This window comes from Polaribacter sp. HL-MS24, from assembly GCF_032758595.1.
Taxonomy (GTDB): domain Bacteria; phylum Bacteroidota; class Bacteroidia; order Flavobacteriales; family Flavobacteriaceae; genus Polaribacter.
The window spans coordinates 458559-473045 of sequence record NZ_CP136415.1; the positions used below are offsets into that span (position 1 = coordinate 458559).

The 14487-nt window shown below is 34.4% G+C and carries 15 protein-coding genes and 1 pseudogene; 9 read left to right on the forward strand and 7 right to left on the reverse strand.

Annotated elements, in window-relative coordinates:
• Window positions 1-19: 19 nt before the first annotated feature.
• The 4 genes and pseudogenes from lepB to RRF69_RS02200 all read left to right on the forward strand — a co-directional run bounded on the left by lepB (window position 20) and on the right by RRF69_RS02200 (window position 3640).
• Window positions 20-1727, forward strand: a pseudogene (lepB, locus tag RRF69_RS11730) (signal peptidase I).
• On the forward strand, window positions 1727-2323 hold the full coding sequence (locus tag RRF69_RS02190) for a WbqC family protein (protein ID WP_316940356.1): 597 nt from the start codon (window positions 1727-1729) through the stop codon (window positions 2321-2323). Before lepB ends, RRF69_RS02190 begins: the two are co-directional and overlap by 1 nt.
• A 313-nt stretch (window positions 2324-2636) precedes the next feature.
• On the forward strand, window positions 2637-3224 hold the full coding sequence (locus RRF69_RS02195; protein WP_316940357.1) for a Crp/Fnr family transcriptional regulator: 588 nt from the start codon (window positions 2637-2639) through the stop codon (window positions 3222-3224).
• A 107-nt stretch (window positions 3225-3331) separates the two neighbouring features.
• Complete coding sequence (locus tag RRF69_RS02200; RefSeq protein ID WP_316940358.1) at window positions 3332-3640, forward strand: DUF6122 family protein; 309 nt, start codon at window positions 3332-3334, stop codon at window positions 3638-3640.
• On the opposite strand, the gene RRF69_RS02205 is transcribed toward RRF69_RS02200, so the two are convergent.
• Genes RRF69_RS02205 through RRF69_RS02235 form a run of 7 tightly spaced genes read right to left on the reverse strand, consistent with a single transcriptional unit; the run spans window position 3631 to window position 10290 of the window.
• Window positions 3631-4377: a hypothetical protein gene (locus tag RRF69_RS02205; protein ID WP_316940359.1), complete on the reverse strand. Its 747-nt coding sequence runs from the start codon at window positions 4375-4377 to the stop codon at window positions 3631-3633. The genes RRF69_RS02200 and RRF69_RS02205 overlap by 10 nt on opposite strands.
• Window positions 4371-5117, reverse strand: a complete 747-nt coding sequence (locus RRF69_RS02210) for an oligosaccharide flippase family protein (RefSeq protein ID WP_316940361.1) — start codon at window positions 5115-5117, stop codon at window positions 4371-4373. The genes RRF69_RS02205 and RRF69_RS02210 overlap by 7 nt, the downstream gene beginning before the upstream one ends.
• Window position 5118: 1 nt before the next feature.
• Window positions 5119-6384, reverse strand: coding sequence for a glycosyltransferase family 4 protein (locus RRF69_RS02215; RefSeq protein ID WP_316940362.1), 1266 nt, complete (start codon window positions 6382-6384; stop codon window positions 5119-5121).
• Complete coding sequence (locus tag RRF69_RS02220) at window positions 6381-7103, reverse strand: glycosyltransferase family 4 protein (protein ID WP_316940363.1); 723 nt, start codon at window positions 7101-7103, stop codon at window positions 6381-6383. Before RRF69_RS02220 ends, RRF69_RS02215 begins: the two co-directional genes overlap by 4 nt.
• Window positions 7100-7570 (reverse strand): glycosyltransferase family 4 protein, encoded by a 471-nt coding sequence (locus RRF69_RS02225; RefSeq protein ID WP_316940364.1) that lies wholly within the window; start codon window positions 7568-7570, stop codon window positions 7100-7102. Before RRF69_RS02225 ends, RRF69_RS02220 begins: the two co-directional genes overlap by 4 nt.
• Window position 7571: 1 nt before the next feature.
• A complete protein-coding gene (locus RRF69_RS02230) occupies window positions 7572-9995 on the reverse strand; it encodes a hypothetical protein (RefSeq protein ID WP_316940365.1) in 2424 nt (807 codons plus the stop codon).
• Window positions 9985-10290, reverse strand: coding sequence for a DUF4834 family protein (locus RRF69_RS02235; RefSeq protein ID WP_316940366.1), 306 nt, complete (start codon window positions 10288-10290; stop codon window positions 9985-9987). Before RRF69_RS02235 ends, RRF69_RS02230 begins: the two co-directional genes overlap by 11 nt.
• A gap of 113 nt (window positions 10291-10403) precedes the next feature.
• On the opposite strand from RRF69_RS02235, the gene RRF69_RS02240 reads away from it, so the two are divergent.
• The 5 genes from RRF69_RS02240 to RRF69_RS02260 all read left to right on the forward strand — a co-directional run bounded on the left by RRF69_RS02240 (window position 10404) and on the right by RRF69_RS02260 (window position 14465).
• Window positions 10404-11414, forward strand: coding sequence for a transporter (locus RRF69_RS02240; RefSeq protein ID WP_316940367.1), 1011 nt, complete (start codon window positions 10404-10406; stop codon window positions 11412-11414).
• Window positions 11415-11458: 44 nt separating this feature from the next.
• A complete protein-coding gene (locus tag RRF69_RS02245) occupies window positions 11459-12577 on the forward strand; it encodes a GTP cyclohydrolase (RefSeq protein ID WP_316940368.1) in 1119 nt (372 codons plus the stop codon).
• 50 nt (window positions 12578-12627) lie between these two features.
• A complete protein-coding gene (locus tag RRF69_RS02250) occupies window positions 12628-13335 on the forward strand; it encodes a 16S rRNA (uracil(1498)-N(3))-methyltransferase (protein WP_316940369.1) in 708 nt (235 codons plus the stop codon).
• A gap of 152 nt (window positions 13336-13487) precedes the next feature.
• Window positions 13488-13703 carry a hypothetical protein gene (locus tag RRF69_RS02255; protein ID WP_316940370.1) on the forward strand — a complete coding sequence of 72 codons (216 nt, stop codon included), beginning with the start codon at window positions 13488-13490 and terminating at the stop codon, window positions 13701-13703.
• 120 nt (window positions 13704-13823) lie between these two features.
• The gene (locus RRF69_RS02260; protein WP_316940371.1) at window positions 13824-14465 is read left to right on the forward strand and encodes a DUF4159 domain-containing protein; all 642 of its coding nucleotides are present in this window, start codon (window positions 13824-13826) and stop codon (window positions 14463-14465) included.
• The last annotated feature ends 22 nt before the right edge of the window (window positions 14466-14487 follow it).

The following is a 14487-nucleotide window of genomic DNA, read 5'->3' on the forward strand; positions in this document are numbered from 1 at the left end:
AAGACCAAACAACATACCGATGACATTTACACAATGGTTGCTATTCTTTCTTACAATTCAATTAATCCACTTCTTAGGAACATGGAAACTATATGTAAAAGCAGGTAGAAAACCTTGGGAAGCAATTGTACCCATTTATAACGGAATTGTATTGATGCAAATCATTAATCGTCCAAAATGGTGGGTCATTTTATTATTTATTCCTGTCGTAAATTTATTAATGTTTCCAGTCATCTGGATTGAAACCATCCGAACTTTTGGTTATTATAAAAAAATCGATTCTCTTTTAGTAATCTTAACTTTTGGCCTTTATATCTTTTATGTCAACTTCAATCCCAATCCAAACTACAATGCAGGAAGAAGCATAAAGCCTCAATCAGAATTAGGCGAATGGATTAGCTCTATTACCTTTGCAATTGTTGCTGCAACGTTGGTGCACACCTATTTTATGCAACCTTTTACCATTCCCAGTTCTTCTCTAGAAAAGTCATTATTAATTGGCGATTTCTTGTTTGTGAGTAAGTTTCATTATGGGGCACGAATTCCTTCTACCGTAATTGCAGCACCCATGGTTCACGACACCATCCCGGTTCCATTTACTGGAAAAAACTTTGGCTCATACCTTAGCAAACCACAATTACCGCCCTTAAGATTTGGGGTTCCAAAAAATAAAAAATAATGATATTGTGTGTTTTAACTGGCCTGCAGATTCTTTAAAGACCATGTGGGGAGATACCTCTGGTGAGTTTACCTACAAGCCCGTAGACAAAAAAACCAACTATGTAAAACGTTGTGTGGCCATTGCTGGAGATACTTTGGAAATTCGCAATGGAACAGTCTATCTCAATGGGAAAAAAAATATCTTACCCTACCGAGCAAAAATACAATTTAAGCACATCATCTATTCCTCAAAAGGAATTAGCACCAACAAAATACTTCGATATACAGGAAAAGAATTTGAACGAAAATTCACGATTACTTTCAAGAATCAGGAGGAATACCAAAGCATCGTACGTCATATCACAAGCTTAAATCTTGTACAAGGAAATACCTACGAATTGACCACAAACAGTTACGATAACTTTAAAAAAGTAACTGATCAGTACAGATCAGAAATTACCGAGGTGAAAACCAATAAAAGAGTTACCAATCTAACCCTTTCATTGGCAGAAAAAATCAGAAAGGACTCTGAAGTTGATAGCGTTGTACAAATAGTACACGAAGCAGACAATGCAATATTTCCACATATTGCCAGCAATCAATGGAGCCAAGACAATATGGGACCTATCTATGTTCCAAAGAAAGGAGTGACTGTAACGATCAATAGTGCCAACCTTCCCTACTACCGACAAATCATTGAATTGTATGAAAACAATAATTTAGTGGTCAATAATGAGGATATTTACATCAATGGGAAAAGTGCAACGGAGTATACGTTTCAACAAGATTATTATTGGTTGATGGGAGATAATCGACACAATTCTTTAGACTCTCGTTATTGGGGATTTGTTCCTTTCGATCACGTTTTGGGAAAACCCGTAATGGTTTGGTTTAGTTGGGATGCAGATGCCCCCACTTTAATGGCAAAAATCAAATCGATTCGTTGGGACAGAATGTTTACCACAGTGGGTGGTGAAGGAGAGCCTGTATCCTATAGGTATGTCGTATTTGCTTTGATAATCGCTTACATCGGATATCAAATCTTTAAGAAAAAGAAAACGGAATAATGGGAATATTTGTCCCCAGCTACTTTGCACCTATTTTTCAGTTTTCTCAGATGTACCAATCCGATGAAATCATCTTTGAAGTAGAAGATAATTATCAAAAACAAAGTTACCGAAACAGGTGTTATATTTATGGTGCTAACGGGAAACAAATGTTAAACATTCCCGTAAAAAAAAACAATTCAGAAGGAAAGCAAAAAACCAAAGACACACGGATAGAAAATAGTGTAAAATGGCAAGACCAACATTTCAAATCACTAAAAGCTTCTTACAATTGCTCTCCATTTTTTGAATTTTATGAAGACGATTTGCAAGCACTTTTTAGGAAGAAATATTCCTTTTTGAACGATATCAACAATGATTGTTTTTTGTTTTTTAACGAAGCACTCCAACTTGACCTCTCATATTCGAAAACATTAAGCTACCTGCCTACCTATAAAGAAAATGACTTTCGACACCTTGCCGATACAAAGCAAACCCACACCACACAAACGTTAAAGTACATTCAGGTCTTTGAAGACAAGCACGGATTTATCCCAAATTTATCCATGTTGGATTTACTTTTTATGGAAGGTCCAAATGCAATAAGTTTTTTATAGTTTTTTTAATTTTTTTGTATTAAATTTGAAAAAAATAATTACTTACTGATAACTACCCAAACAGAAGTACAATAATACTTCGAAACAAATCAGAAGTTTTTTTTATAATTATAGTTTAATGTTTGAATCTATAATGCAAAAAAAAATATTGTGTCCCCAACACAAAAAACTAATGGTTAATATACCGTAGTAACAATAAGTAATATTTTTATAATGTAAATTTCGGCACGTGATCGTTTAGTCAAAAAAAGATATTTCTTCTTTTTTTTATTTCAGACACTTGAAGCTGGAATTGTTATAAATTTTTAACCATATGGATTTTTTAATTGAATTAATTTCGGAAAACAACAAATTACCTTTAAAAACGATAAATAATTTGAATAAATTATTTACTGTAAGAACTGCAAAAAAAAGAAGAATTCTAACTAGGAGAGGTGAAACACCCGAAGAATTTTTTATTATTAAACAAGGAGTTGTTCGCTCTTATTTCCATGACAAAAAAGGGAGACAAGTCATTCAATCACTTTACGGAGCTAATAGTGCTACCGGTGATTTTTCAGCTTTAATTGAAAACAGACCTTCCAAGATTACTTATGATTGCCTTACCGATTGTGAAATGTATGTTGCAGATTTTGTTGAGTTTAAAAAACTTTTAAAGAAAGATGCTCATCTTAATGCATATTATCACAAAATATTAGAAGCTTCATTTGTTAATATGGAGGAAAGAATTTACGAACTTTCAATGTTGGATGCTACTGAGCTTTACTTAAAAATTAGAAAAGATCTACCTGAAATTGAAAAGCAAATTGCGCAATATCATATTGCTTCTTATTTGAATATTACACCAATACAATTGAGTAGAGTTCGAAGAAGTTTGAACATCAAGAAAAAAGGAATTTAATATCCCCTTTTTTCAATCTCAAAAACTATAATTTTACAGCTCTGAATTTGTTCCGTCTGTAAATGATACAAAAAGACTTATTCGTAAGTCTTTTTTGCTTTTAAAAAATGATCTTCAAAAACCTACTTCATTACGGATTGCACTTTGTAGCACCTTTGCTAATCTCTTATTGCTTTTTCAATAAAAGGTGGCAAAGAGTCTACCTAGTTTTCTTACTATCGATGTTTATCGATTTAGATCACGTACTCGCAACTCCCATTTTTGACAAAAACAGGTGCAGCATTAGTTTCCATCCACTACACACCTATTATGCAATTGGAATTTATGCTTTTGGTCTCTTGTTCAGAAAGACTCGGATTTTAGCCATTGCTTTGGTGTTGCACATGATTGCAGATGCTCTTGATTGCTATTTATAGTATCTTTTAAGGAGTCGATCGAACTCTGGAGAGATGTGTAATTTAAATGTTAGAAAAAGAAACACAGCCACTATCAAAATACTTTTTAAGAAAATATTAATAATTGGATGGATAGGAAAATCCCAAACATAGATATGATCCACCTGAAAGTCCCAACTATTGAAGAAAAGGTATAGAATTGCAATAATAAAGATTAAGAGGAGTGACTTATTGGTAAAAGGAGTCATCGAAAATTTAAGTTTTACGAAAAACAACTTAAAGGTGTTTGCTGTAAAAATCACGATAAGAGTCGCCAATGCCAATCCGTTTGTGCCCATATCCAATTCATAATAAAAAAGTTTATTTAAAAAATAAACAGAAATTGCCATACTAAGACTGATAGGCAATGTTATTCGGTAAAACTTTGAATTATTGATGATCGCTCCATTATTTCCTAAAAACCCGTTATATAACTTGAGTAATGAAATCATCAAAACCACCAATACTCCTCCTGAATATTCTTTGGGTAACAAACGAAACAATTGATCAATATTTGCGTTAATCAACACAAAAAACAGACCACTAATCAAGAGTAAATTCAGAGAACTCTTTTTGTATAGCGATGCAACCTCAATGTGATCTTCTTCATTTAAAGTTTTTGAAGTTAAAGGTTGTAAGATGTTTAACATTGCCCTACTAGGCGCTTCAATAAAAGATCCAATAAACACTGCTACCGTGTAATAGGCTGCTATTACCAAAGATTCTTTTCAGGAATCATAAACTTATCGATGTCCAAAATAATAGCGCCAGCGCTTCCTGCTAAAATAATATACCCAGAAAAACGGAGTACTTCTTTAAAATTTTCAGGTTTAGAAAAGGTGAATTTTGGCATGTACAAATTGAATGCATATAGCATCATGACTAGCATTCTTAAAAAATAGGCTCCCGTTAAATAATAGATAAATTCAGACTTGCTAATTAAATCGAGATACACAGCAAACAACAAAATCATCACAACAACTCTGTTCCACAACTCTTTTAAAATATTTCCAAATACCGATTGATACTGCACCTTCGCCCAAGCATAAAAAATTTCGAAATAAGAACAAGCAACCGCAATGAAGTAAATCACAAAAGTATAGTCTTTAATTATTGGATTTTCTTTTGAAAAAAACATTCCAATTTCTTCATAAAATAAATTCCCAAAATAGGCTATTGGAATCGCTATCAAACAAGGTAAAAAAAGGATTGATGATAAAAAACGGTCTTTCTCTTGTTTAGTGAGGTAGCTAGAAAAGAACTTTACAATCGTATGATGAATTCCTAAAGCGATTAAAGGCATTAACAAATTGGAAGTCGACAAAAGAAAGGTAACCAATCCATAATATTCGTCTTCCAAGAAACGGGTGTATAAAAATAAGGTATTCACACCTCCAAAGACAAAGCCTAGGTAGATAAATAGTGTGTTTTTAAAAGACTGTTTTAGTACAATTCCCATTTCAATCTACTAATTTTTTAATGATCTTTGCCAACTGATTTGTTAATTCTCTCCGATGAAATTGTTCGATGTTTTTCGAAACAACCTTTAGGGTTCCGTTTTTGAAGTTCGTGTATAGCTTCTGTATTTCAAGAAACAATTTCTCTTCATTTTCATATCCAGTCACAACTCCAGCGTTGGTGTCTTTTAAGATATCAGATAAGTCTCCATCTTCTGGCCCAATTGCTAAGATAGGGCGTTTTGCAGCCAAATACTCAAATAATTTTCCTGTTAAAATCCCTTTTGAATTCATCACATTCGGAATCAACAATAACAAAACTTGTGCTTTGTGTTGATATTCAATTGCTTTTTGATGCGAAATACGACCCATAAAATTTGCTTTGGAGATCAAATCATTGGCTTCGATTTCTAGCCGTACCTCGTTGGAAATATCACCTATAAAGTTGATTTTCAAATCCTCAGAAAACAAAGAATCTTCTTCACAGAGTCGCTTTAAAACTTTAAACAAGACTTTCGGATTGCTTTGTTTTGGCAGAAGTCCAATATAGGAAATCGTGAATTTTTCATCCAATTGCGAAGGAACATTGGCAAAAACCTCGTTATCAAAACCATTGGTGATGAGTTCAACATGTTTTGCAGTTTGTAAAAATTCTTTTTGCAAAGTAGCACTCACAGTGATTACGCAGTCCGCTTGTTGCAAAACTTGGGTTTCTAATTTTTTATTTCTACGTTTCGCAAATCCTCCTTGCTTAAAATCAATATTATAATACAAATTGGTCCAAGGATCTCTAAAATCTGCAATCCATTTGATTCTATTATTTTGGTGCAACTTCTTAGCAATCAAATGCATGCTGTGTGGTGGCCCTGTAGAAATGATGACATCGATCGTGTTGGAGTCTATATAATGTTGAAGATAGGATACCGATTTCGCTACCCAACCAATTTTAGGGTCAGGGATAAAGAAATTACCCCGTATAAATGAGAAAAAACCACCCTTACTCGTATTCGAAACATCTTTTGGAATGCTTTTTTCCTTTTTCCAGAAAAGCAAATCAGTTGGATCCCAAATGGATTGTTTTAAAATTTCAATTGTGTCGGGAACTTCACTTGCCAGAGAATCATCTAAAGTGGGATACGCTCCATTCTCAGTAGTATATACCACAGGTTCAATACCAAATTCTTGTAAATATTTAACAAATTTCAACCAACGCTGAACGCCCGACCCTCCCGCTGGAGGCCAATAGTAAGTGATGATTAAGACTTTCAATTTGAGATATTTTTATACATATCAATAAGACCTTTGGAGGTTTTCTCCCATGAAAACTCCTCTTTTACAAAGCGTTCCCCATTCTTTCCCATAGTTGTTCTCAATGTTTTATTTCGATACAATTCTAATACCTTTTCAGTAAAATCAAATACGCTTTTTTCTAGATGTACTAAACCAGAATTGGTATTCTCGACCAGTTCTTTTTGAGCAATTGCATCACTGACCAAAAGAGGTTTTCCAAAACTCATATATTGAAAAATCTTGTTTGCATAAGCAACATCGTGTTGTAAATTTCGATGTAAAGGCGAAATACAGATAGCACTCATTAAGATATAAGATTGAAATAATGAAACATTTTGCCAGCCCTCAAAATCTACAAAAGAGTTGACCTTAAGTTTTTTTACTTGTTGTTTTAAAACCAAATCTGTCGAACTCTTACCTACTATAACTAGCTTAATGTTTGGAATATGAATCTGTAGTTCTTTGATTGCAGAGATTGCAGTTTGCAGACCTCTCCTTAAATGAGTATCTCCCAAATATAGAAGGACAAACTGTCCTTTATAGCGATTGATAATCGCTTGATCAGAAATATAATTTTCAAAAAAAGAAGCACGAATTGTGTTTGGCACCAAAACCAATTTATTAGCCGCTGCAGGAACTCTCAATTTTAAAGCCTGAAGAAACTGAGGTGATACCGAAATTACCTTATCAGATTTCAAAATAAACTCTTCTTCTTTGATTTTCCATTTTTTTGGCGAAATAAGATACTTCCCAGGAATTTCTGAAGGTGTGGATATAACTTCATGACCTCTGGCATATTATCATGCAAGTCTAAAACTACGGGTAAATGCCGCTTCTTGTTAGCATTAAAAACCGCTTGTGCTATTCGCATATCATGAATGTGCAATGCTTCTATTTGATTTGCCTTTAAAAATTTTGTTATTTTTAATTTCATCAGAAAAGAATACAACGGAATTGTATAGGCCAATGCAGATAATTTATACTCAAATCTATTGGACAAATATCTTTTTACTTGAATCTTGTTGATCACTTCTGATGCAGGTTCCGAACTATACTTTAAACAAAAAAGAAAAACTTCGTGCCCATGATTAAGTAACGAAATTGCTTCATTTTCCACTCTTGGATCAGGTGGAAAGTTAGCGTCAAGAATCATTCCTATTCTCATGCTATCTCCTTTTCTTTTTATAAATAAACCACCCAACAGGAATCAATAATAACAATGCATAAGCGATTAATGAAATAACTTTCCCTTGCTGAATTACATTAGGTTCAAACTTAAATTCGATGGTATGATCTCCAGCTGGAACATACATTCCTCGCAATACATAATCTACATTGAAGTGTGGGGCCAATACACCATCAATATAAGCATTCCAACCATCTTTGTAATATATTTCTGAAAAGACAGCAAATTGAGGGGTTTTGGTATTCGAATGGTAGCGCAGTTCAGTAACTTCATAGACTTCCAATAGGATGCTTGCAGTTGAATCTTTCTCAAATAGGGTCATAGGATCTGAAGTAAAAAGACCCTCAATATTTTTCGAATTCAAGACCGCAACCCGTTTCGAATCTATGGAGTCTAAGGCTTTTATTTCTTCATTTGCAGAACTGACAAGCTGAAGTTGATCTACAAACCAAGCATTGCCATTTGCCTCAGCATTGAGTTGTACCTGAAGCTCTCCTTCGGCATCAGAGAATATGATGTATTTGGTATTGAGCATGTCTAAAACCTTCATATTTCTCTGACTTATCTGATAATCAAAAAGTTCTTGATAGCGCCCCATTTTAGCGGCATGATAGCCTCCAATAGAGTTATGAAAATATGAAGTTCGTCCCTCTTGCAAAGGATCTCCTGCAAAATTTGCTACCCGATACTGTGTAGTGTCTTGTAAAATAAGTCGATCAACACTAGTTGCCTCGAATGGGTTTTCAATTGTTTTCGCTGAAGAAAAATCATCCTCATTCACATAGCGTCTATCAATCGAAATTAAATCGAAAAGAATTAAAAAAGCTAAGGCAAAAACAACTTGCAGTTGCTTCAGTTTTTGATTGAGCAACAACCCTAAAACTCCAGCAGATACTCCCATTAATCCTAATGATCGGAGACTATCAGTCAATAACATCGATTTTCGATCGGCAATCAAAGCATCAACCAACCCTAGTAAAGAACTGTATTGTTGCTCGTCTCGAAGTCCTTCAAAAGCAGCAAACAGATGAGCCAAAATAAAGCCAAGTATCACCATCCCTGCAAAAACAGTCACGGCTTTTTTTAGCGCCTCCCTTTTTTCCAAAGCGGTTCGTGTTGCCGAAAAGAACTCTTTCAATCCTAAAAAACCTAAAATTGGCACACACAACTCTGCAATAATTTGAATGGATGAAACCGCTCGAAACTTGTTGTACAAAGGGATGTAGTCAATGCAAAAATTGGTTAGGATTTCGAAATTTCGTCCCCAGCTCATCACAATCGAAAAAATTGTTGCAGCCACCAACCATTTTTTGTTTTTTTCTTTGACCAAGAAAAATCCTAAAAAAAACAGAAAAAATAAAACAGCTCCAATATAAGCGGGTGCTTCCACGATAGGTTGATCTCCCCAATAAGTCAAGACTTGTTGTGAATATTCATCGGCAACTTTTCTTCCTGCCTTGGAGGCAATCAATTGATAGAATTCAGAATTGTCGTCCAACTTCTCTACCGTTCCTCCTCCCATAAAACGGGGAATAAACAAGTTAAAGGTTTCCAATTTAGCATAACTGTATTGCGTAATATAGTCTTTATCCAACCCGTTAGAAGCTATTTTAGAACTTCCATCGGGTGTGATTGTCAATTCTGATTTTCCACGAGTACTATAGTCAGAATATTCTTTCATTGCCAGCAAACGTGGAGCATTTACAGCAACTCCCAAAAAAACAGCACCAATTAAAAGAACAGATTGTTTGAAAAATACAGGAAGTACTTTTTCTTTGATTGCATTGATGAATTCTACAATTCCTAAAATCAACAAACAAAAACCCAAATAATAGGTCATTTGCGGATGATTGGTATATATTTCTAAAGCCATTGCAATACCTGTAAGCACAAAGCCCAACAAATATCTTCTTTGGAAGATCCAAATAACTCCTGCCAATACCAAGGGCATATATCCGATTGCATGAGCTTTTGCGTTGTGTCCCGCACCAAAAATGATGATTAAGTACGTAGAAAAACCAAAGGATAATCCACCTAGAAGAGCCAATTTCCAGTCGACCTTCAAAGCCAATAAGAGTATAAAAAAACCAAAGAAATATAAAAAAGTATAATCAGCAGGTCGTGGCAAAAACCGAATCGCTTGGTCTAATGTTCTTACAAAATCATTCGGATAATATGCACTTAACTGATAGGCTGGCATACCACTAAACGAAGTTCCTGTCCAATAGGGTTCTGTGTTTTTTTCAGCTCTAAAATCCTGAATTTCTTTAACCATACCACGAAACTGGGTGATGTCTGATTGAGCTATTTTTTGTCCTTTTAAAACAGGATGAAAATAGGTAATTGCTGCCATTACAAACATAAGAATGGCAACTACAAAAGGAATGCTTTTTTTATAATTCATCTTCGTCTATTTCTTCAAAATCAACATATTCACCCACCGTATTTTTAACACGCGCTTGACTACTTGGGGCTTTATCAATCACGGTCTCACCTTCTTTAACAGTAGATTTTGGTTGTTGATTTCTAAATTGTTCTGCCGCTTTTTCTTGCATTTTATTCGCTACTTTTTTGAGTAAAAAAGGCGCAAATAGTCTTGCTAAAAACTTAAAAACGTACATAAAAAATACTATGAATAAAATTGTTTTGATTAAACCCATTGCTTCAACCTTCGCTTTATAATTAATAATTCTCCTCAAAAATAACAATTTGAAAACAATACGAACGTTAACAAACTACAAATGTATGCTTGAAGTAAAAAAAGGAGGCTTCAAAATAAAAAATGATATTTTTACAGTATGTTTGTAGAGAGATGAAAAACAAATTTTTAAACCTTTTAAAATTGAATCCTATTTCAACAAAACACAGTATTCCATTTCTATTTATTTGTCTTTTCAGCCTGACAACAAATGCCCAATACACTCAGATCATCAACTCAAACAAACCTGGGTTTTCTGAGAGCCCATATAGCGTAGGCCCGGGGGTTTATCAATTTGAAAACAGTGTTTTTTTTAAAAAGACAAGTATCGAACCAACCTTTTCTCAGCCAGAATCTATGGGTATTGATTTGTTATTTAGAACCAGTTTTTTTCTGGAAAAACTTGAATTGAATACTCATATTAGCTATCAAAAAGATCAGGTTGCTTTTCAAAATATTTTTACCTCTCATTATTTTACAGCTGGACTTAGCAAAGCTACCATAGGAGCTAAGTATTTAGTGTTTCAACAAGAATATACCGACAAAACCAAAGAAGTACGTAGTTGGAAAAGAAGGTTTGCTTTTGACAAAAAAAGACTCATTCCCTCAGTAGCAATTTATGCTGGATTCAATACAAATTTTTTAGGTGAAGTGCACAAAACTTCAAAAATGACTCCAAAGATTGGGATTTTATTGCAAAATGATTTGAGCAACGACTTCAATATTATTACAAATTTTTTTTATGACAACATGGGAACAGATGCCGTTGAGTTTTCATACATCGTCACAGGAACCTTTAGTTTCAGTGATCGATGGTCTACTTTTTTTGAAAACCAAGGAGTATTTAGAAAAGAGAGAACGGATACAAATATCGGAACTGGATTGGCTTTTTTACTCACGACCAACCTTCAAATAAATGCTTCTGCTAGGGGCATTTTAGAAGGAAAATCTGAGGGTTTTTATGGAAGTGTTGGAATCTCCTACAGAATCAATAGACACCGGGATACGTATATTGAATTAGATCCTAACGGAAATCCTTTGGAAGAAAGCCCTACGGAATCCTATGCGAAAAAGGGCAATTTCTTTAAACGAATGCTAAGCATCTTTAAAAAGAAAAAAAACTAAGACACCTCTCCTCGTTTGCAAATTTTCAATTTTAACTTTAAACTATGATTTCACTTCAGAAAGTTAGCACCAAAAAGGAAATGAGACAGTTTGTAGAATTCCCCTTTTCGCTCTACAGAGACAATCCGTATTGGGTTCCACCTATAATATCTGATGAAATAGACAGTTTTGACCCTAAAAAAAATCCTGTTTTCGAAAATGCCGAAGCACAATTTTTTATCGCCTATTCAAAAAATCAGATTGTTGGGAGGGTTGCTGCCATAGTGAACTGGATAGAAGTTGAGAAACAACAAATCAAAAAAATGCGCTTTGGTTGGTTTGATGTCATTGATGATATTGAAGTTTCCAAAAGCCTTTTGGATAAAGTTGCAACGATTGGAAAAGAACACCAGTTGGAATATGTTGAAGGCCCTGTGGGTTTTACAAACTTGGATAAAACAGGAATCCTAATTGAAGGATTTGAACACCTTGGAACGATGATCACTTGGTACAACCTCCCGTATTACAAGGATCATTTAGAGCAATTGGGCTATACAAAAGAGAAAGAATACCTAGAACATACTTTTAAATTTGAAAATGTCGATGCACTCTATTTCAATAGAATCAGTGGGATTATACAACAACGATTACACGTAAAGGCCTTGAATTTTACCAAGACAAAAGAGGTACTTCCTTTTGTAGACGAAATGTTTTGTGTTTTTGACAAAGCCTATTCAAAACTACCAACCTACGTGCCTATTTCAAAGGCTCAAATCGCATTTTTCAAGAAGAAGTATATCCGTTTTATTAATCCAGAATACATCAAATTCGTTGTCGATACACAACAGCGTATGATTGCATTTGCCATCGTAATGCCCTCTTTTTCAAAAGCTTTACAAAAAACAAACGGAAAATTGTTCCCTTTTGGTTTTTATCATTTGTTAAAAGCACGTAGACAGGCGAAAGATGTCACCTTTTATTTGATTGGAGTGGTTCCTGAATATCAAAACAAAGGGATCCATGCCATTCTTTTTGACCAATATTGCAAAATTTTTGAAAAAAAAGGAATCATAAATTGTATTCGAACTCCAGAATTAGAAGACAATATAGCAATCCAAAAGATCTGGGAGAAATTTGATCCTGTAATACACAAACGTCGACGAACATACACCAAGAAACTGTAACTTTACAACTTTTCAATACAGAACCCATAACTTTACATCTAAAAGCGACCATGCAACTCTTTTACAACTCAGAAATTTCTGCCCTTACAAAGCAAATTACCTTCGACAAGATAGAAAGCAAGCATATGGTTCGAGTATTGCGTAAAAAAGAAAATGATGTTTTAAAGATTACCAATGGAAAGGGGTTTTTGTTTGATGCACAAATCACTTTTGCAAGTGATAAAAAATGTATGGCAGCTATTATATCGGCAACTGCTATAGCAAAGCCATGGAACTACTATCTGCATATTGCCATAGCTCCAACCAAAAATAATGATCGCATAGAGTGGTTTTTGGAAAAAGCCACAGAAATTGGAATTGATGAAATTACCCCTATCATTTGTTCAAATTCGGAACGACGAATTGTAAAGTTAGACCGCTTTGAGAAAATCATTCAATCAGCGATGAAGCAATCTTTGAAATTTACCTTACCCAAACTGAATGAACCGGTAAAATTCGATGATTTTCTTGCCCGAGAGATTGAAGGAACCCTTTGCATTGCACATTGTGAAGAAAACCAAAAAACGGCATTGCAATCCCTTGTGAAGCCAACAGAAAAGATAACAATTATGATAGGGCCAGAAGGCGATTTCTCATCCAAAGAGATTCAAAAAGCACTGGCAAGAAACGCAAAACCAGTTTCTTTGGGAGAAAGTAGGTTGCGAACCGAAACAGCCGCTTTGGTTGCCGTGAATATTGTTTCTTTAATCAATGCTTAAATTCTTTTTTTTATAGCATTGCCACCAATCGGCTTTTCCCAACTGTCCCAAATTTTACAAATGTGTCCCAGATTTTCAATAATTAGGAAATTTGGGACTCTTGTTTTTGAATGGTGCCTAATTTGGTGAAAAATTAAGATCATGAGAGATGTATGTACTCTTTATCAATCTCTATCTTACTACAAAGTTATTTTTCTTATGATAGTTTTGTCATCAATGACTATGAAAAAATAAAACAACGAAAATTTTCATTTTCAAAAACTGGAGGTGCTGCACTACTTAGGTTTGTTGTTATAGTGGTTGCTGTAATCATATCCAACTTTAAAATAAATACTGGAATTTCAAATTGGAATTGGAATTTTAGATAAATGAAGATAAATTGAAAAAGAGAATTTGTTTTCTGGAAAACGTCCTTAGCTATTTTTAAGGGCGTTTTTTTTGCATCATTGAATTTAGTATCTTGCTTCAAATCTAACACATACAACTTGATGAAGCAGATTTTACTTCTTTTTTATAGCGCGGTATTGTTTACGGTCAATGCCCAGGAAGTCGCCATCCTAAAATACAACGGCGGCGGCGATTGGTATGCCAATCCAACTGCGGTTCCTAATTTGATAGATTTTGCCAATGCCAATATTCAAACCCGAATTTCTAAAAATCTACAAACCGTTGCCGTAGGAAGTGAAGATCTTTTTAAGTATCCCATTCTTTTTATGACCGGACACGGAAATGTGAATTTTACACCCGAAGAAGCTCAAAACCTCCGCAACTATTTAATATCTGGAGGGTTTTTACACATCTCAGACAACTATGGTTTGGACAAGTTCATTCGGAAAGAACTCAAAAAAGTATTTCCCAATCTTAGACTTACTGAAATTCCGCAAAACCATCCCATCTACCATCAGAGGTATAAATTTCCAAATGGAATTCCAAAAATTCACGAGCACGACAAAAAACAGGCCCAAGGATTTGGCTTGTTCTATGAAGGAAGATTGATCATGTTTTACGACTATGAAAGCGACTTAAGTGATGGTTGGGAAGATGCTTCCATACACAATAACCCAGAAGAAGTTCGCCAAAAAGCTCTCCAAATGGGTGCAAATATCATCGAATTTGCTTTTAAAAATTAAGTTTAATTTTTTATAAGAAAAC

Excerpts from the sequence above, each read along its gene's own strand:
- RRF69_RS02190 (WP_316940356.1), top strand. The coding sequence starts at position 1,727 with ATGGGAATATTTGTCCCCAGCTACTTTGCACCTATTTTTCAGTTTTCT.
- RRF69_RS02195 (WP_316940357.1), top strand. The coding sequence starts at position 2,637 with ATGGATTTTTTAATTGAATTAATTTCGGAAAACAACAAATTACCTTTA.
- RRF69_RS02200 (WP_316940358.1), top strand. The coding sequence starts at position 3,332 with ATGATCTTCAAAAACCTACTTCATTACGGATTGCACTTTGTAGCACCT.
- RRF69_RS02210 (WP_316940361.1), bottom strand. The coding sequence starts at position 5,117 with ATGGGAATTGTACTAAAACAGTCTTTTAAAAACACACTATTTATCTAC.
- RRF69_RS02225 (WP_316940364.1), bottom strand. The coding sequence starts at position 7,570 with ATGAGAATAGGAATGATTCTTGACGCTAACTTTCCACCTGATCCAAGA.
- RRF69_RS02230 (WP_316940365.1), bottom strand. The coding sequence starts at position 9,995 with ATGAATTATAAAAAAAGCATTCCTTTTGTAGTTGCCATTCTTATGTTT.
- RRF69_RS02240 (WP_316940367.1), top strand. The coding sequence starts at position 10,404 with ATGAAAAACAAATTTTTAAACCTTTTAAAATTGAATCCTATTTCAACA.
- RRF69_RS02245 (WP_316940368.1), top strand. The coding sequence starts at position 11,459 with ATGATTTCACTTCAGAAAGTTAGCACCAAAAAGGAAATGAGACAGTTT.
- RRF69_RS02250 (WP_316940369.1), top strand. The coding sequence starts at position 12,628 with ATGCAACTCTTTTACAACTCAGAAATTTCTGCCCTTACAAAGCAAATT.
- RRF69_RS02255 (WP_316940370.1), top strand. The coding sequence starts at position 13,488 with ATGTACTCTTTATCAATCTCTATCTTACTACAAAGTTATTTTTCTTAT.
- RRF69_RS02260 (WP_316940371.1), top strand. The coding sequence starts at position 13,824 with ATGAAGCAGATTTTACTTCTTTTTTATAGCGCGGTATTGTTTACGGTC.